Source organism: Streptomyces davaonensis JCM 4913, assembly GCF_000349325.1.
GTDB classification, from domain to species: Bacteria; Actinomycetota; Actinomycetes; order Streptomycetales; family Streptomycetaceae; genus Streptomyces; species Streptomyces davaonensis.
Map to the genome: position 1 here is coordinate 4,229,102 of NC_020504.1, position 17,294 is coordinate 4,246,395.

The window sequence follows — 17,294 nt, forward strand, 5'->3', positions numbered from 1 at the left end:
CGTTCGAACGAAGGTTCTCGCGCTCGCGTTCTTGTCGGCTGCCTGTTGTTTGCCGCCTGTTGTCGGTGAGGACGTCATCGCTGCACTCGGCGGTTGCGGTGATCAGTAGGGTTCGGTCCATGACACAGTCCACCGCCGGGCTCCGGCGCACCCTGGGTGTGGGCGACGCCGTGGTCATCGGGCTCGGCTCGATGGTCGGGGCGGGGATCTTCGCCGCCCTGGCGCCCGCGGCTCGCGCCGCCGGTTCCGGGCTGCTGATCGGGCTCGCCGTCGCCGCAGTGGTCGCCTACTGCAATGCCACCTCCTCGGCGCGGCTGGCTGCCCTGTACCCCGCCTCCGGCGGCACCTACGTGTACGGCCGGGAGCGGCTCGGGGAGTTCTGGGGTTATCTCGCGGGCTGGGCGTTCGTGGTCGGGAAGACGGCCTCCTGTGCGGCGATGGCGCTCACCGTGGGCGCGTACGTCTGGCCGGACCAGGCGCACGCCGTGGCGGTCGCGGCCGTGGTGGCGCTGACCGCGGTGAACTACGGCGGCGTCCAGAAGTCCGCCTGGCTGACGCGGGTGATCGTGGCGGTGGTGCTGGCGGTCCTCGCCTGCGTGGTGGTCGTGTGTCTGACGTCCGGGGAGGCCGATGCCGGGCGGCTGGACATCGGGGCCTCCGGCGGTCTGGGCGGGGTGCTTCAGGCTGCCGGTCTGCTGTTCTTCGCGTTCGCCGGGTACGCGCGGATCGCGACGCTCGGCGAGGAGGTGCGCGACCCGGCCCGCACCATCCCGCGCGCGATCCCGATCGCCCTGGGTATCGCCCTCGCGGTGTACGTGTGCGTGGCGGTGGCCGTCCTGACCGTGCTGGGCTCCGACGGTCTCGGCGACGCGACCGCACCGCTCGCCGACGCGGTCCGGGCGGCCGGGGTGCCGGGTCTGGTGCCCGTCGTCCGCGTCGGCGCCGCCGTCGCCGCGCTGGGCTCGCTGCTCGCTCTGATCCTGGGCGTCTCCCGGACGACGCTGGCGATGGCGCGTGACCGGCATCTGCCCGGCGCTCTGGCGGCCGTGCACCCGCGGTTCCAGGTGCCGCACCGGGCGGAGCTCGCCGTGGGCGCGGTGGTCGCGGTGCTGGCCGCCACGGTGGATGTGCGCGGGGCCATCGGGTTCTCCTCCTTCGGCGTGCTGGCGTACTACGCGGTGGCGAACGCCTCGGCCTGGACGCTGGGTTCGAGCGTGTCCGCGCGGGCGCTGCCGGCGGTGGGTCTCCTCGGGTGCATGGTCCTGGCGTTCGCGTTGCCCTGGGCGTCGGTGGTCGTGGGCGCGGCTGTGCTGGTGGTGGGGGCCGTGGCGTACGGCGTTCGGCGGAAGCTGCGGGCGGCGGCGTAGCAGTCCGTACAGACGGCCGATCGCCCGTTCCCCAGGGACGCTACGAGGCCCGCGCCGTCCGTATGCGGAAGTCGGTCCATGGGGCCAGGTCCATGTCGTCGTTGGTCTCCTCGTACCAGCCGGTGCCCTCGACCCAGGTGTGCAGCCAGTGTTCGAGGCTGGGTGCGTCCACGTACCAGGCGTGGTCGCTGGTGTCGGCGTTCGGTTCGAAGAGCAGGACGGTGGCCTCGGGGGCGAGGCAGTCCACGCACGCGTACATCGCGCAGCCCCAGTGGGAGATCGGCAGGACGCCCTCGGGCCAGGGCCAGTCGGGGTCCTTGCGGCCGCTCTTGCGGTTGGCGAGGTACTGCACCACGGCGGCGGGTTCCCCGGACGGCGGACCGTCGAGCAGGGGCAACAGGCCGTACTCCGGGCCGAATCCGCCGTCGCCTATGCGCAGATAGAGCTCGGCGAGCAGTGGAGGCAGGGGGAATCCCAGGGCGGCCTCGGCGCGGGCCGGGGCCGCCGCGTCGACAGGCTCGGGGAGCGAAGTCCAGCCCCACGGGCGGGTGTCGCGGGCCTTGGCCGCCACCCGTGCCAGCAACTGCTCGATCTCGGTCATGCGTTCATGATGCAAGCCGGCACTGACAATCGAGCAGGCCTGTGGACAACCCCGGGCTGTGGAAAACCCGGGGCCGGTCGCCTACCAGCGGGTCGCCGCGAACGCCTGGTCCGTCCGCACGATTTCGCGGCCCAGCGGCCACAGGGACACCGGGATCAGCTTGAAGTTGGCGATGCCGAGCGGGATGCCGATGATCGTGACGCACAGGAGGAGGCCGGTGGCGATGTGACCGAGGGCCAGCCACCAGCCTGCCAGGATCAGCCACAGGACGTTGCCGATGCAGGAGGGCGCGCCCGCGTCGCGCCGTTCGACCGTGGTGTACCCGAAGGGCCACAGGGCGTAGACGCCGATCCGGAACGCGGCGATGCCGAACGGGATACCGATGATCGTGATGCACAGCAGCAAGCCGGCGACCAGGTAGGCCAGGAACAGCCAGAAGCCGCTGAGGACGAGCCAGATGACGTTCAGGATTGTCTTCACTGGTGGGGTCCTGCCATCTTCTCGAGCCGGGCGATGCGCTCGGCCATCGGCGGATGTGTCGAGAACATCTTGGACAGCCCCTGTCCCGGCCGGAAGGGGTTCGCGATCATCATGTGACTCGCCGTCTCGATACGGGGTTCAGGAGGCAACGGAAGCTGCTTGGTGCCCGTTTCGAGCTTGCGCAGGGCGCTGGCGAGGGCGAGCGGGTCGCCGGTGAGCTGGGCGCCGGAGGCGTCCGCCTCGTACTCCCTGGAGCGGCTGATGGCCAGTTGGATGAGGCTGGCGGCGAGCGGTCCCAGGATCATGATGAGAAGCATGCCCAGCAGACCGGGGCCGTCATCGTCGTCGGAGCGGCCGATCGGGATCAGCCAGGCGAAGTTGACCAGAAACATGATCACGGAGGCGAGGGCGCCGGCCACCGACGAGATCAATATGTCCCGGTTGTAGACATGGCTGAGCTCGTGGCCGATGACGCCCCGCAGCTCGCGCTCGTCGAGCAGGCGCAGGATGCCCTCGGTGCAGCACACGGCGGCGTTGCGCGGGTTACGGCCGGTGGCGAAGGCGTTGGGGGCCTCCGTCGGGGAGATGTACAGGCGCGGCATGGGCTGGCGGGCCTGGGTGGAGAGCTCACGGACCATGCGGTACAGCGCCGGGGCCTCGAACTCGCTGACCGGGCGGGCGCGCATCGCGCGGAGCGCGAGTTTGTCGCTGTTCCAGTACGCGTACGCGTTGGTGCCCAGCGCGATGACGACAGCTACGACGAGCCCCATGCGGCCGAAGAAGCTGCCGATGACGATGATGAGTGCGGACAGTCCCCCGAGGAGTACTGCGGTCCTGAGCCCGTTGTGCCGGCGGTGCACGGTACGCCCTCCAAGTGGTGCGGCAGGGGAACCCCTCGCTGATCGATCTCCGATGTGCCACTGGTGTCGTGCTGACACGTCCAGTGGACCCTCCCGTACTGGTCAACGCCAGGCGAGGGTCTGGGGTTCCCTGGTGAGCGCGGCCGTGCGGGTCGGCCGTACGGGTGAGGGCGGCGCCGTTTCGCGGAGGGGACGGGTGCCGTGCCCGCCCTCTTCGTCGGGGCTGGCATTCCCGGTCAGCGTGGTCTGCTTCAGCAGCGGGACGCTGCGGCCCGGGAGGTCCTCGTAGTTGATGTAGCTCGTTCCGCAGCCTCAGAACAGGCCTGTGTCGGCGAAGCGCAGGACCAGCTGGGGGGCTCCGGACAGGGCGACGCCGAGGACCGCGGTGACGGCGATGGCGGCAGTGACGGGCGCGGGGCCCCGGTGCCGTACGGGCTCACCCTCGGGGGCGCGGAAGAGCAGGGCGGTCCACTGGAGGTAGTAGAAGAGGGCGATCACGACGTTGACGGCCATGACCACGGCCAGCCAGCCCAGGCCCGCGTCCACGGCCGCCGAGAAGACGGTGACCTTCGCGAAGAGGCCGATGATGCCCGGCGGGAGTCCGGCGAGGCAGAGCAGGAAGAAGGCGAGGACGAGCGCGGAGAGGGGGTTCTTGGCGTACAGGCCCCGGTAGTCGGTGAGGCGGTTGAGGGCGTGCGTACGGCCCACCAGGGCGGCCACCGCGAAGGCGCCGAGGTTCACGGCGCCGTACATGAGGGCGTACGCGAGCGTGGAGCCGATGGAGCGCTCCGGGTCGTCGGAGTACGCGGCGGCGGCGATCGGTACGAGGAGGTAGCCGGCCTGGCCGACCGAGGACCAGGCGAGCAGGCGTACCGCGCTGTACGCGCGCGTGGCTTGCTGGCGCAGGGCGCCGACGTTGCCGACGGTCATGGTGAGGGCGGCCAGGGCGGCGAGCGCCGGGCCCCAGACGTCGGCGTACGACGGCAGGGCGATGACGGTGACCAGGATCAGGCCGGAGAAGCCGACGGCCTTGCCGACGACCGAGAGGTAGGCGGCGACGGGGAGCGGGGCTCCCACGTAGGTGTCCGGGACCCAGAAGTGGAAGGGGACTGCGGCCGTCTTGAAGGCGAAGCCGACGAGGGTGAGGACGACGCCGGTCTGGGCGAGGGTGTCCAGTTGCCCGTCGACGTTCTGGATGCGGTCGGCGATCTGGGTGAGGTAGAGGGTGCCGGTGGAGGCGTAGACGAAGCTGATGCCCATCAGGCTGACCGCGGTCGCGGTGACCGAGGACAGGAAGAACTTCAGGGCGGCCTCGGAGGACTTGCGGTCGCCGTGCCGCAGGCCGACGAGCGCGAAGGCCGGCAGGGAGGCGACTTCCAGGGCGACGATGAGGGTCGCGAGGTCGCGGGAGGCGGGCAGCAGGGCGGCGCCCGCGGCGGAGGAGAGCAGCAGGAACCAGAACTCCCCTTCGGGGAGTCTCTTGTTCTCGTCCTTGAGCGCGGTGACCGACAGGAGAGCGGCCAGGAGGGCGCCGCCGAGGACCAGGAGCTGAAGGACGAGCGTGAAGCGGTCGGCGGTGTAGCTGCAGATGTCGGGGGCGCCGGTCAGGCAGAAGGTGGAGCGGTCGCCGTCCAGGAGGGGCAGCAGGAGCAGCGTCGCGGCGGCGAGGCCCGCGACCGACGTCCAGCCGAGCAGCGCCTTCCGGTGCTCCGCGACGAAGAGGTCGGCGACCAGGACGACGAGTCCGACGACCGCCGCGAGGGTGGGCGGCGCGATGGCGAGCCAGTCGACGTCCTGGACGACGGTCGCGGCCAGCGGCTGGGCCAGGGAGCTCATCGGGTGCCTCCTGCGAGAAGCTGCTGCACGGCCGGGTCGGTCAGGCCGAGGAGCGTTTTCGGCCACAGTCCGGCGACGACGGTGAGGGCGACGAGCGGGGTCCAGGCCGCAAATTCGTACATCTGTACGTCGGCGAGCTTCGGGGCCTGTTGCGGTACGGCGCCCATGCAGACCCGGCGGACCACGATCAGCAGGTAGGCGGCGGTGAGCAGGGTGCCGAACGCGCCGATCGTCATGAAGGTGAGGAACGCCGGGCGGTTGAGCTGCTCGGCGGGTTCGAAGGCGCCGAACAGGGCGAGCATCTCGCCCCAGAATCCGGCGAGGCCGGGCAGGCCCAGCGAGGCGACCGCGGCGAAGGCGAGCAGTCCGCCGAGGCGTGGGGCCTTGCCGTACAGCGCCGCTCCCGTCTCCTCGGCGAGGGTGTCGAGGTCGGTGGTGCCGGTGCGGTCCTTCAGGGCGCCGACCAGGAAGAAGAGCAGGCCGGTGATCAGGCCGTGGGCGATGTTGGCGAACAGCGCGCCGTTCACGCCGGTCGGGGTCATGGTCGCGATGCCGAGCAGGACGAAGCCCATGTGGCCGACGGAGGAGTAGGCGATGAGGCGCTTGAGGTCGCCCTTCGCGCCCTGCTTGGCGAGGGCCAGGCAGGCCAGGGATCCGTAGATGATGCCGACCACGGCGAAGGCGGCGAGGTAGGGCGCGAAGTCGGCGAAGCCGTCGGGGGTGATCGGGAGGAGGATTCGGACGAACCCGTACGTACCCATCTTCAGCAGGACACCGGCCAGCAGCACCGAACCGACGGTCGGGGCGGCGGTGTGGGCGTCCGGCAGCCAGCTGTGCAACGGCCACATCGGAGTCTTGACCGCGAGCCCGAGACCGATCGCCAGAACGGCGATGACCTGCACGGATGTGGTCAGCGACCGGCCGTTGTCAGTGGCGAGTGCCACCATGTCGAAGGTGCCCGCCTTGATCCCGATCAGGAGCAGGCCGAGCAGCATGACGACCGAGCCGAGCAGTGTGTAGAGGATGAACTTCCAGGCGGCCTGGGTCCGCCCCTCGCCGCCCCAGCGGGCGATGAGGAAGTACATCGGGATCAGGACCATCTCGAAGGCGAGGAAGAACAGCAGCAGGTCGAGGACGGCGAAGGTGGCGAGGGTGCCGGACTCCAGGACGAGCAGCAGGGCGACGAAGGCCTTCGGGGTCGGACCCGCGGGCATCTTGAAGTACGAGTAGAGCGCGCAGAGGAAGGTCAGCAGCGCGGTCAGGACCACAAGGGGGAGGGAGATGCCGTCGATGCCGAGATGGATGCGCACGTCGAGTGCGGGGATCCAGCTGATGTCGGTCGTGGCCTGCATCTTCGACGGCTGGTCGTGGTCGAAGCCGAGCGCGAGGACGATCGCGGCGATGAGGATCACGCCGGTCACCGTCACGCCGTGCCGCAGCACGGCCTGCTCGGGGGACTTCCCCTTCAGTCCGGGCGGGGCCGGCAGGAGAGCGGCGGCGGCGCCGAGGAGCGGGCCGACGACGATCAACGCCAGAAGGAACTGCATCACGGACTCGTTGATATCGATCACGCCTGCTCACGCTCCCGTGGCGACGAGGACGGCGGCGACCGCCAGGACGACGGTTCCGGCGAGCAGCGCGCTCACATAGGTCTGCACGTTTCCGGTCTGCGCCCGCCGTACGGCGATGCCGAGCCAGCGGGGCAGGGTGCCCGCCGCACGGACGTAGGTGTCGACGACCTCGCGGTCGAGGAACCGGACGAGACTCGCGCCGGCCTGGACCGGACGGACGAAGAGGGTCGTGTACACGGCGTCCAGGTGGAAGCCGACGGCAGCGTGGCGGTGCAGCGGGCCGAGCAGGAGGCGGCCCGGGTCCGCCGGGTCGGGCGCCGAGGCCACGTCTCCGTAGGCCGGTGCGTGGCTGGCGATGGCCTCGGCCTCGACCAGTCCGGCGTCGCCCTCCGGGTGGGCAGCGACTGCGCCCAGCGGTACTCGGGCCGCCAGCGCGCTGGTGTGCCGCCAGGCCGCGTAGGTGACGATGCCGCCGACCAGGGCCATACCCGTGCCGAGGACCGAGGTGGTCAGGGTCGGGGCGAGGTCCTGGCCGTCGAACCAGTCGGGCAGCGTGCCGTAGGCGAACCCGCCGAAGGCGAGTGACGGCACGGCCAGGACCCACAGCACGAGGGTCATGGTGAGCGGCTGGCGTCCGTGATCCGGGGCCTCGGCTCCGTGGCCGCGGAAGGCCAGCAGCCACAGGCGCATCGCGTACGCCGCGGTGAGCAGGGCCGTGAGCAGGGCGGCGAGCAGGACGATCCAGCCCGCGGCGCCGGGGGCGTGCTCGGTATGGCCGGTGGAGACGTGCTCGGCGGCGCCGAGGACGGACTCCTTGGAGAAGAAGCCGCTGAACGGCGGAATCGCGGCGAGCGCGAGGAGCGCCACGGTCATCGTCCAGTAGGCGTCCGGGACCCGGTCGCGCAGGTTCCGCATCCGGGACATGGCGGCCAGGGAGTTGGTGCCTGCGGCGTGGATGATCACGCCGGCCGCGAGGAACAGCAGCGCCTTGAAGGCGCCGTGGGACAGGAGGTGGAAGACGGCAGCACCGCGGTCGGCGACGGCGAGGGCGCCGGTCATGTAGCCGAGCTGGCCGATCGTCGAGTAGGCGAGGACCCGCTTGATGTCGTCCTGGGCGAGGGCGGCGAGGCCGGAGCCGAGCATCGTGACGGCGGCCATGGCGGCGAGGACGACCATCGCGGCCTGGGAGGCCTCGAAGACCGGAAGGAGTCGGGCGACGAAGTAGACACCGGCGGCGACCATCGTCGCGGCGTGGATCAGCGCGGAGACGGGGGTCGGGCCCGCCATCGCGTCTGGGAGCCAGGTGTGCAGCGGGAACTGCGCCGACTTTCCGGCCACGCCCGCGAGGAGCAGCAGCGCGATCAGCGTCGGATGGTCGAGGCCGCCGCTCGCGACGGTGCCGAGGATCTTCGTGATGCGGAACGAGCCGGCGTCGGTGGCCAGCGCGAACAGACCGATGAGGAAGGGGACGTCACCGAGCTTGGTGACCAGGAAGGCCTTGAGGGAGGCGGCGCGGGCCTCCGGGGTCTCCCAGTAGTGGCCGACCAGGAAGTACGAGCAGATGCCCATGATCTCCCAGCCGACCAGCAGCACCATCAGGTCGCCGGAGTAGACGACGAGCAGCATCGCGGAGGTGAACAGGGAGACGAGCGCGGCGTACGAGGGGTAGCGCGGGTCCTCGCGCAGGTAGCCGGTCGAGTAGATCTGCACGCAGGAGGCGACCAGGCCGACCAGGACGGCGACGAGGGCGGCGAAGCCGTCGATGTGCAGGGCGAGTTCGATCGGGACGGAGCCGGTGGGCGTCAGCTCGGTGGCGGCGTTCACAGGCTGGTCGCCGCCCTGGTCGACGGCGACCAGTACGGCGAGGACGAGCGAGGTGAGCGTCGGCAGCACGGCGAGCGGGCGGACGTAGCCGGGGGCGGTGCGGCCGAGGAGCAGGCCGGCGGCGGCGCCCAGGAACGGAAGGAGGGGGACGAGGACGGCGAGGGTGGTCGTGGTCACGCGGTGGCCTCAGCCTTCTCGTCAGCCTTCACGTCGACGGATGCCTCGCCGGTGGGGGTTTCGCTCTCGTGGCCCTCGGCGGTGTCGCGGAGCTTGTCGATGTCCGCGGTGCCGCGGTTGCGGTGGACGGCGAGGACGATCGCCAGGCCGATGCCGATCTCGGCGGCGGCGATGGCGATGGTGAACAGGGTGAGCGCCTGGCCGGAGTGCAGGGTCTCCTCGGCGGCCCGGCTGAGCCAGACGTCGAAGGCGACGAGGTTGAGGTTGACGGCGTTGAGCATCAGCTCGACGGACATCAGGACCAGGATCGCGTTGCGGCGGGCGAGGACGCCGTACAGGCCCGTGGAGAACAGGAGGGCGGCGAGCACGGCGGGATAGGCGAGGTGCATCAGCGGGCGCCTTCCTTGTCGGCCTTCGCCTTGCGGGACAGGACGATCGCGCCGACCAGGGCGGCGAGGAGGAGGACGGAGAGGGCTTCGAAGGGGAGGACCCAGTTCTGGAAGAGGGCCTCGCCGGTGACCTCGGTGGATCCCGAGGGGGCGCCGTCGAGGTCGATCCAGGTGGTGCGGAAGGCGTCGACGACCACCCAGATCAGGGCGGCCGCGGCGACGACGGCCACGCCAAGAGCGACCCAGCGGTTGCCGGAGTCGGCGTCCGGGGAGCGGCCGATGGGGGCGCGGGTGAGCATCAGACCGAACAGGAGGAGGACCACGACGGAACCGACGTAGATGAGGACCTGCACCCAGGCGATGAATTCGGCGGTGAGCAGGAGGTACTCGACGGCGAGGCCGCCGAGCGTGACCACGAGCCACAGGGCCGCGTGCACCAGCTGCCGCGTGGTGACGGTGACCAGGGCCGCGCCGAAGGTGACCAGGCCGACGAGGAGGAAGGTGATCTCGACGCCGGTCGGGGAGAGGAAGCCGTGGCTGTCCGCGGCGAGGTTCACGACTCTCCCTCCTGGGGCTCGGGCCGGGGCTCGGACTGGGCGGCGGCGAGTTTCTCCGCCGTCTTACGGGCCGCGGCGATCTCCTTGGGCTCCTCCGCGGCGGGGTCCAGGGCGGGCGGCGCCGGGACCGTCCACATCCACTCGCGGAGCTTGTCGCGCTCGTGGGTGAGCTCGTGGATGTCGGTCTCGGCGTACTCGAACTCCGGGGACCAGAACAGGGCGTCGAAAGGACAGACCTCGATGCAGATACCGCAGTACATGCACAGGGAGAAGTCGATGGCGAAGCGGTCCAGGACGTTGCGGCTGCGTTCGCGGCCGCCGGGGGCCGCCGCCGGGACCGTCTCCTTGTGGGAGTCGATGTAGATGCACCAGTCGGGGCACTCACGGGCGCAGAGCATGCAGACGGTGCAGTTCTCCTCGAACAGGCCGATCACGCCACGGGTGCGGGGCGGGAGGTCGGGCTGGGTCTCGGGGTACTGCTTGGTGACCGACTTGCGCGTCATCGTGCGGAGGGTGACGGCCAGGCCCTTGGCGAGGCCGCTTCCAGGAATGGGGGCCATGGTTACTCGATCACCACCTTGACGACGCCGGTGAGGGCGATCTGGGCGAGGGCGAGGGGGACGAGGAGGGTCCAGGAGAGCTTCTGGAGCTGGTCCTCGCGCAGGCGGGGGTAGGTGACACGGAGCCAGATCACGACGAAGGCGAGGAGGGCGGTCTTCAGCAGGGTCCAGACCCAGCCGAGCCCGTCCTCACCCCAGGGGCCGTGCCAGCCGCCGAGGAAGAGGACGGTGGTCAGGCCGCACAGGACGACGATTCCGGCGTACTCGGCGAGGAGGAACAGCGCGAAACGCAGGCCCGTGTATTCGGTGTACGCGCCGAAGATGATCTCCGAGTCGGCGACCGGCATGTCGAAGGGCGGGCGCTGGAGTTCGGCGAGACCGGCCACGAAGAAGACGATCGCGCCGACGATCTGCCAGGGCAGCCACCACCACTCGAAGGCGTCGAGGATGCCGGGGAGGGAGACGGTGCCCGCCGCCATCGCCACGGAGGCGGCGGCGAGGAGCATCGGGAGTTCGTAGGCGAGGAGCTGGGCTGCGGTGCGCAGTCCGCCGAGGAGGGAGAACTTGTTCGCGGAGGCCCAGCCGGCCATCAGCGCGCCGAGGACGCCTACGCCCATGACGGCCAGTACGAAGAAGACGCCCGCGTCGATGACCTCGCCGACGGCACCCTCACTGGGGCCGATCGGGATGGCGAGGAGGACGAGGAGATACGGCAGCAGGGCCACGGCGGGGGCGAGCTGGAAGATACGGCGGTCCGCGCCGGCCGGGACCACGTCCTCCTTCTGCGCGAACTTCACGCCGTCGGCGACGAGTTGGGCCCAGCCGTGGAAGCCGCCGGCGTACATGGGGCCGAGGCGGCCCTGCATGTGCGCCATCACCTTGTGCTCGGTCTGGCCGATGAGCAGGGGGAAGGTGAGGAAGACGACGAAGACGACGAGGAGTCGCAGGGTGACGTCGAGCACGTCGTTCACCGCGGGCCTCCTGGTGGGTTGTCCGGTCCGGGGCGTTCGGGTGGGGGTTCGGGGGGTGCGGGGGCGTCTTCGGGGGTGGCGTCGGGTGCTTCTGCCGGGGCCGGTTCTTCTTCGAAGGCCGGGCGGGCGTGGTGCCACGGGGCGTCCGAGCGGGGGGTGGCGCCCGTGCCGGTCGGAGCGGCCGTACTGGGTGCAGGTGTCGTGGGTTCCGGTGCCGTACCCGCCTGCTGGCTCGCCGAGCCCTGGCTCGCGCTGCGGGAACGGCGGGGCGGGGTCGCCGTGGGGGCGCCCTCCGCCGGAGGAGTCGCCGTCGGAGGAGTCGCCGTACCGGTCGCCCCCGCGGCCTGGCTCGCCGAGCCTTCCGACGCGGACCGGGTGCGTCGTGCCGGACGCTCCCCGGCGGCGGCGCCTGCTGCCGCGCCGCGTGCCGGGCGCTCGCCCGCCGCTCGGCCCGCTCCTCGCGCCGGGCGGGCCGGGGGCAGGGGGGAGCTGGCCCTTCAGGGGGCCCCACTCATTGGGGTCGGGGACGCCGGGCGGAAGCATCTGGCGGCGCTTGGGGCCGCCGTGTTCGGACTCGCCGGGCTCCTTCGCGCCGGGCCATGCCTTGGCGACCCGGGCGGCGAGGACGAAGTCCTTGCGCAGGGGGTGGCCCTCGAAGGTCTCCGGGAGGAGGAGGTGATCCAGCGCCGGGTGGCCCTCGAAGGTGACGCCGAACATTTCGTGCGTCTCGCGTTCGTGCCAGGCGGCGCCGGCGTAGACCGTGATTGCGGACTCCAGTACGGCGGACTCGTGCGGCACCGTCGTGCGGAGCAGCAGGCGGCGTACCGGGGCCAGGGCGGCCACGTGGGCAGCGACCCGGAAGCCCGTGCCGGGTTCGTCGACCGCGCTCAGCCAGTCGAAGTAGGTGCAGCCCAGCTCGTCACGTGCCGTACGAAGCGCAGAGGTCCAGGACGCCGACGGGACGTCGACGGTCAGGACCTCGTAGGACTCCTCGGCGGTGGCCTCCGGACCGAAGAGCTCTTCGACGGGGGCGGGCAGCCAGCCGACGGCGCTCATCTCTCCTCCCCCGATCCCGAACCCGAACCCGAACCCGATTCGGATCCCGATTCGGATTCCGCCGCCGATCGGGAACTCGCGCCCCCGGCCGATCCGTTGATCGAAGCAGAGTCGGCCGCCGGTGGCGAAACCAATCCACTCTGCAAAGCCGCCGTCGAAGGACGTGCCACGCCGTACCGCTCACCCAGCGACTCGCGGGCGATCTTCTCCTGAAGTTTCAGGATCCCTTGGAGAAGAGCCTCGGGGCGGGGCGGGCAGCCCGGTACGTAGACGTCCACCGGGATGATCTGGTCGACGCCCTTGGTCACCGCGTACGAGTCCCAGTAGGGACCACCGCAGTTGCTGCACGCGCCGAAGGAAATCACGTATTTCGGCTCGGGCATCTGCTCGTACAGGCGCTTCACCGCGGGAGCCATCTTGTCGGTGACCGTGCCGGACACGACCATCAGGTCGGCCTGGCGCGGGCCCGGCGCGAAGGGGATGACGCCGAGACGGATGAAGTCGTGGCGGGCCATGGACGCCGCGATGAACTCGATCGCGCAGCAGGCGAGTCCGAAGTTGAAGACCCAGAGCGAGTAGCGGCGACCCCAGTTGAGGACCACCTTCATCGGCTCGGGCGCGAGGCGGGCCAGCGCGCCCAGCCGCTTCGGCTCCGGCAGCAGCACGGGCTCGGAAGAGGAGGGGGTCACGTCCATGCCAGGACGCCCTTCTTGTATGCGTACAGCAGACCGACGGCCAGGAAGCCGAGGAAGATGAACATCTCGACGAGGGTGGTGGCGCCGTATCCGGGGGCGGCGAAGACCGTCGCCCAGGGGAACAGGAAGATCGAATCGACCGCGAAGATCACGTAGAGAAAGGCGTAGACGTAGTAACGGACCTGGGTGTGGGCCCAGCCCTCGCCGACGGGGTCGACTCCGCACTCGTACGTCAGAAGTTTCTCGGGCGTCGGGACCACGGGCCGCAGCAGGCGCCCGGCCCCGAAGGCCACCGCGACGAACAGCACGCCGACGATGGCGAGCAGTCCGACGACCGAGTAGGACTGGAAGTACTCCGCCGAGACGACGACACCCTTGTCCGCCGCGACGACGACGGTCGTTTCCGGCACGTCCGTCCCTCGCTCCCTGACCTCAGTGAACACAGCCGTTCGACGATCTAGTACGCACGGGAGTCTAGGCCCTGCTAAAGCGAGCGTAAGCAGCCTGTCATGGCTTCGTGTGCACCGGTGGGGTTTTCCCCCGGGGAGCGCGGCGGTCCGCCTCATGGCGCGAGCGCCGCTCGACCGGCACGCTAGCCCATATGACCGAACGCCAACCGTCCCCCGACCGCGCCACGAGAGCGACCGGAACCGACCGAGCGGAGGCGGCCGAGCCGCTGCCGCCGGCGCGATTCGCCTACGACCGGCACACCTGGAAGGAGATCGCGCACCTTCTGGCGAACTTCCCGGTGTCGTTGTTCGGCTTCGTCTATGTCGTGACGATGTTGTTCGTCGGGGCCGGGCTGACGGTCACGGTGGTCGGCTTCCCGTTGCTGGCGGCCGGGCTGATGGGCGCGCGGCAGTTGGGCAAGCTGGAGCGGAAGCGGGCCCGGTGGCTGCTCGGCGTGCGGGTGGACGAGCCGAGCCCGCTCAGGCTGCGGGGTGGCCGCAACGGCTTCTTCGCTCAGCTGTGGCAGCTGCTGAAGGACCCGGTGGGCTGGCGGACGGTGCTGTACGACTTCATCCGGCTGCCCTGGGGCATTCTCACCTTCACCATAACGCTGACCTCGCTGTTCGTGCTGTGGCCGGTGCTGCCGTTCATCGCGCGGGGGCTGGCCAACGCGGACCGGGCGATGGTGCGCGGGCTCCTGTCGCCCTCGGACGAGCTGGAGCGGCGGATCGCCGAACTGGAGTCCGACCGTGGCGTCGTGGTCGACACGGCCGCCGCCGATCTGCGGCGGATCGAGCGGGATCTGCACGACGGTGCGCAGGCCCGGCTGGTGGCGCTGGCCATGGGGCTCGGCCTGGCCAAGGAGAAGCTGCTGGAGGATCCGGACTACGCGGCCGCGATGGTCGAGGAGGCGCACGGCGAGGTGAAGCTGGCGCTTCAGGAGCTGCGGGACCTGGCCCGCGGGATCCATCCGGCGGTGCTGACCGACCGCGGTCTGGACGCGGCACTGTCGTCGGTGGCCTCACGGTGCACGGTGCCGGTGAAGGTGACCGTCGATCTGGACGGGCGGCCGGCCGCCGCCATCGAGGGCATCGCCTACTTCACCGTGTCGGAGCTGCTTCAGAACATCAGCAAGCACAGTGCGGCCCGGACGGCCTCGGTCGAGGTGTGGCGGGCGAACGACCGGCTGCTGCTCCAGGTGTGGGACGACGGGCGGGGCGGAGCACGGCTGGACGGCGGTTCGGGGATGCGCGGGCTCGCCGACCGGCTCGGCGCGGTGGACGGGCTGTTCGTCATCGACTCGCCGCAGGGCGGGCCCACCACGGTCACGGCCGAGCTGCCGTGGCGCGACCGGGTTCCGGAGCAGGGGTAGGGAAAACCCCCCGTTCAAGACGCCGACGGACTCCATGGCCCGCGGACCTGCGGTCAAGGAGTGTGGAGGTAGCGCACACACCCCGGACGCACGAGCAGAAACGGACGACGTCGATGGCCATGGAGTACGGGCAGGGTTACGGACTCGATGTCCCGGAGAAGCACCGGCTGCCCGCCGGGCTGCGGGCACCGTTCGAGGCGCGGCACTGGAAGGAGTTGGGCTATGTCCTGCTGAGCCTGCCGATCAGCATTCTGCTCTTCACCTACGCGGTCACCATGGTCTCCCTGGGCATCGGCCTGCTGGTGACCTTCGTCGGGATCCCGGTGCTGGCGGCGGGCCTGGCCGGCTGCCGGGGCTTCGGTGCCATGGAGCGCGCACGCGCGCGTGGGCTGCTGGATCTGGAGGTCTCCGAGCCGGAGCCGCTGCGGATGCGCAAGCGGGGGTTCATGGCGTGGATGGGTGCCGTCCTGAAGAGCGGCACCTCCTGGCGCTCGTTCCTGTACGGGGTGCTGCATCTGCCGTGGGCGGTCTTCTCCTTCGTCGTCGCCGTGAACTTCTGGGCCATCGGCTGGACCCTGCTGACGTATCCCCTGTGGTTCTGGCTCTTCCCGCTGTACGGCGGACAGGGCGGCGTGCAGCTCTACGGCGACGAGACGCACCACATCTACCTCGACAACCCGTTCGAGATCGGTGTGACGGCGCTGGTGGGGCTGCTCTTCACGCTGGCGACGCCGTGGATCGTGCGGGCTCTGACGATGGTGGACCGGCTGCTGGTGCACGGGCTGCTCGGTCCGTCGCGGCTGGCCACGCGGGTGGTGGAGCTGGAGTCGGACCGCGGGATCGTGGTCGACACGGCCGCCGCCGACCTGCGGCGCATCGAGCGCGATCTGCACGACGGGGCGCAGGCCCGGCTGGTGGCGCTGGCCATGGATCTGGGTCTGGCCAAGGAGAAGCTGGCGGAGGACCCGCAGGCCGCGGCCCGCATGGTGGACAGCGCCCACGGCGAGGTGAAGACCGCGCTTCAGGAGCTACGCGACCTGGCCCGCGGGATCCATCCGGCGGTGCTGACCGACCGCGGTCTGGACGCGGCGCTCTCCGCGGTGGCCTCGCGCTGCACGGTCCCGGTCGAGGTCCAGGTGGATCTGGCTGGGCGGCCGGTACCCGCGATCGAGGGCATCGCCTACTTCACCGTCTCGGAGCTGCTCCAGAACATCAGCAAGCACTCGCGGGCCACCTGGGCGGGCGTGGACGTCTGGCGGGTGGAGAACCGGCTGATGCTCCAGGTCGTCGACAACGGCGTCGGCGGCGCCGACACCTCCGTCGGCTCGGGCCTGGCCGGGCTCACCGAACGCCTGGACGCGGTGGACGGGATCCTGGTGGTGGACTCCCCGGTCGGCGGGCCCACCCGGATCACCGCGGAACTGCCCTGGCGGACGGTATAGCCCCAGCAAGTCAGACGAAGCGACGCTTCACGCCCGCCTCCGTGGCCCCCCGCCCCGGAGGTGGGTTCATGTCCGAATCCCGCCGCTCCCCGCGAGACAGCAGGCCAGGTTATCCACAGGCCCCGCCGCGATCCGCTATATCGCGGAATACTGAGGCCGTGGAACGAGGCCGGGCGAGAACCGGCCGGACGCAACATGGCTCGGGGGGCCGAAGGTCGTGGAGGACAAGGTGCGGGTGGTCATCGCCGAGGATTCAGTGCTGCTCAGGGAGGGCCTGACCCGGTTGCTGACGGACCGCGGGCACGAGGTCGTCGCCGGCGTCGGCGACGGAGAAGCACTGATCAAGACCATCACGGAGCTGGACGGGCAGGGGACGCTGCCGGACGTCGTCGTCGCGGACGTACGGATGCCGCCGACCCATACGGACGAGGGCGTGCGGGCGGCCGTGCAGTTGCGCAAGGCGCACCCGGGACTCGGTGTGCTCGTCCTGTCACAGTACGTGGAGGAGCGCTACGCCACCGAACTTCTGGCCGGTTCCAGTCGCGGGGTCGGATACCTGCTGAAGGACCGGGTGGCCGAGGTGCGGGAGTTCGTGGACGCGGTGGTGCGGGTGGCCCAGGGGGGCACGGCCCTCGACCCGGAGGTGGTCGCGCAACTGCTCGGGCGCAGCCGTAAGCAGGATGTGCTCGCGGGGCTCACCCCGCGGGAGCGGGAGGTCCTGGGGCTGATGGCCGAAGGGCGGACCAACTCCGCCATCGCCCGGCAACTGGTGGTCAGCGACGGTGCCGTTGAGAAGCACGTCAGCAATATCTTCCTGAAGCTCGGACTGTCCCAGAGCGACGGGGATCACCGTCGCGTTCTGGCGGTCCTGACCTATCTGAACTCATGACGACCTGACACCGTGTCAGACAAAGTCCGGCGGCAGTCGTCGGGCCGGAGAACCACACAGCGAGCGGGGAGCGTCTTCAAGAGAAGCGTCGGGGGGCGTGTAAATCATGACAAGTCAGGGTGGCGAAGCGTCTCAAAACCGCGTCCATCATGCGAATGGCCCGGGGAAGGCGACCTTCGCGGACGTAGGGTTGATCC

16 protein-coding genes and 1 pseudogene are annotated in these 17,294 nt (G+C 70.5%); 4 read left to right on the plus strand and 13 right to left on the minus strand.

Annotation, left to right across the window (positions count from 1 at the left end; all coding sequences use genetic code 11):
• The first annotated feature begins 119 nt into the window (after positions 1-119).
• Positions 120-1,367 carry an APC family permease gene (locus BN159_RS18430; RefSeq protein WP_015658500.1) on the plus strand — a complete coding sequence of 416 codons (1,248 nt, stop codon included), beginning with the start codon at positions 120-122 and terminating at the stop codon, positions 1,365-1,367.
• Between the two features lie 40 nt (positions 1,368-1,407).
• Here the strand turns inward: BN159_RS18430 and BN159_RS18435 are convergent, their stop codons facing one another.
• The 13 genes and pseudogenes from BN159_RS18435 to BN159_RS18490 form a co-directional block, all read right to left on the minus strand.
• Complete coding sequence (locus BN159_RS18435) at positions 1,408-1,968, minus strand: SMI1/KNR4 family protein (RefSeq protein ID WP_015658501.1); 561 nt, start codon at positions 1,966-1,968, stop codon at positions 1,408-1,410.
• Between the two features lie 81 nt (positions 1,969-2,049).
• A complete protein-coding gene (locus BN159_RS18440) occupies positions 2,050-2,448 on the minus strand; it encodes a YccF domain-containing protein (protein WP_015658502.1) in 399 nt (132 codons plus the stop codon).
• On the minus strand, positions 2,445-3,308 hold the full coding sequence (gene htpX, locus BN159_RS18445; protein WP_015658503.1) for a zinc metalloprotease HtpX: 864 nt from the start codon (positions 3,306-3,308) through the stop codon (positions 2,445-2,447). The genes BN159_RS18440 and htpX overlap by 4 nt, the downstream gene beginning before the upstream one ends.
• A 312-nt stretch (positions 3,309-3,620) precedes the next feature.
• Entirely contained in the window at positions 3,621-5,144 is a 1,524-nt protein-coding gene (locus BN159_RS18450) for an NADH-quinone oxidoreductase subunit N (RefSeq protein ID WP_015658504.1), read from the minus strand.
• Positions 5,141-6,715, minus strand: coding sequence for a complex I subunit 4 family protein (locus BN159_RS18455; protein WP_015658505.1), 1,575 nt, complete (start codon positions 6,713-6,715; stop codon positions 5,141-5,143). Before BN159_RS18455 ends, BN159_RS18450 begins: the two co-directional genes overlap by 4 nt.
• A gap of 6 nt (positions 6,716-6,721) precedes the next feature.
• Positions 6,722-8,716, minus strand: a complete 1,995-nt coding sequence (locus BN159_RS18460) for an NADH-quinone oxidoreductase subunit 5 family protein (protein ID WP_015658506.1) — start codon at positions 8,714-8,716, stop codon at positions 6,722-6,724.
• Positions 8,713-9,105, minus strand: a complete 393-nt coding sequence (gene nuoK / locus BN159_RS18465; RefSeq protein ID WP_015658507.1) for an NADH-quinone oxidoreductase subunit NuoK — start codon at positions 9,103-9,105, stop codon at positions 8,713-8,715. The genes BN159_RS18460 and nuoK overlap by 4 nt, the downstream gene beginning before the upstream one ends.
• Positions 9,105-9,662 carry an NADH-quinone oxidoreductase subunit J family protein gene (locus tag BN159_RS18470; RefSeq protein WP_015658508.1) on the minus strand — a complete coding sequence of 186 codons (558 nt, stop codon included), beginning with the start codon at positions 9,660-9,662 and terminating at the stop codon, positions 9,105-9,107. Before BN159_RS18470 ends, nuoK begins: the two co-directional genes overlap by 1 nt.
• Entirely contained in the window at positions 9,659-10,222 is a 564-nt protein-coding gene (locus BN159_RS18475) for a NuoI/complex I 23 kDa subunit family protein (RefSeq protein WP_015658509.1), read from the minus strand. Before BN159_RS18475 ends, BN159_RS18470 begins: the two co-directional genes overlap by 4 nt.
• A 2-nt stretch (positions 10,223-10,224) precedes the next feature.
• On the minus strand, positions 10,225-11,193 hold the full coding sequence (locus BN159_RS18480; RefSeq protein WP_041821465.1) for a complex I subunit 1/NuoH family protein: 969 nt from the start codon (positions 11,191-11,193) through the stop codon (positions 10,225-10,227).
• Positions 11,190-12,249 (minus strand): annotated as a pseudogene (locus tag BN159_RS44020) (NADH-quinone oxidoreductase subunit C). Before BN159_RS44020 ends, BN159_RS18480 begins: the two are co-directional and overlap by 4 nt.
• On the minus strand, positions 12,246-12,944 hold the full coding sequence (locus tag BN159_RS18485) for an NADH-quinone oxidoreductase subunit B (protein ID WP_015658511.1): 699 nt from the start codon (positions 12,942-12,944) through the stop codon (positions 12,246-12,248). The pseudogene BN159_RS44020 and the gene BN159_RS18485 overlap by 4 nt, the downstream one beginning before the upstream one ends.
• Positions 12,935-13,354 (minus strand): NADH-quinone oxidoreductase subunit A, encoded by a 420-nt coding sequence (locus tag BN159_RS18490; RefSeq protein WP_015658512.1) that lies wholly within the window; start codon positions 13,352-13,354, stop codon positions 12,935-12,937. Before BN159_RS18490 ends, BN159_RS18485 begins: the two co-directional genes overlap by 10 nt.
• Positions 13,355-13,545: 191 nt before the next feature.
• Here BN159_RS18490 and BN159_RS18495 point away from each other — a divergent pair, with 191 nt between their 5' ends.
• From BN159_RS18495 to BN159_RS18505, 3 genes are all read left to right on the plus strand, one after another.
• Complete coding sequence (locus BN159_RS18495) at positions 13,546-14,766, plus strand: sensor histidine kinase (RefSeq protein WP_015658513.1); 1,221 nt, start codon at positions 13,546-13,548, stop codon at positions 14,764-14,766.
• A gap of 113 nt (positions 14,767-14,879) precedes the next feature.
• Positions 14,880-16,208 carry a sensor histidine kinase gene (locus tag BN159_RS18500; protein ID WP_015658514.1) on the plus strand — a complete coding sequence of 443 codons (1,329 nt, stop codon included), beginning with the start codon at positions 14,880-14,882 and terminating at the stop codon, positions 16,206-16,208.
• Positions 16,209-16,437: 229 nt separating this feature from the next.
• Positions 16,438-17,097: a response regulator transcription factor gene (locus tag BN159_RS18505; protein WP_015658515.1), complete on the plus strand. Its 660-nt coding sequence runs from the start codon at positions 16,438-16,440 to the stop codon at positions 17,095-17,097.
• Positions 17,098-17,294 lie beyond the last annotated feature (197 nt).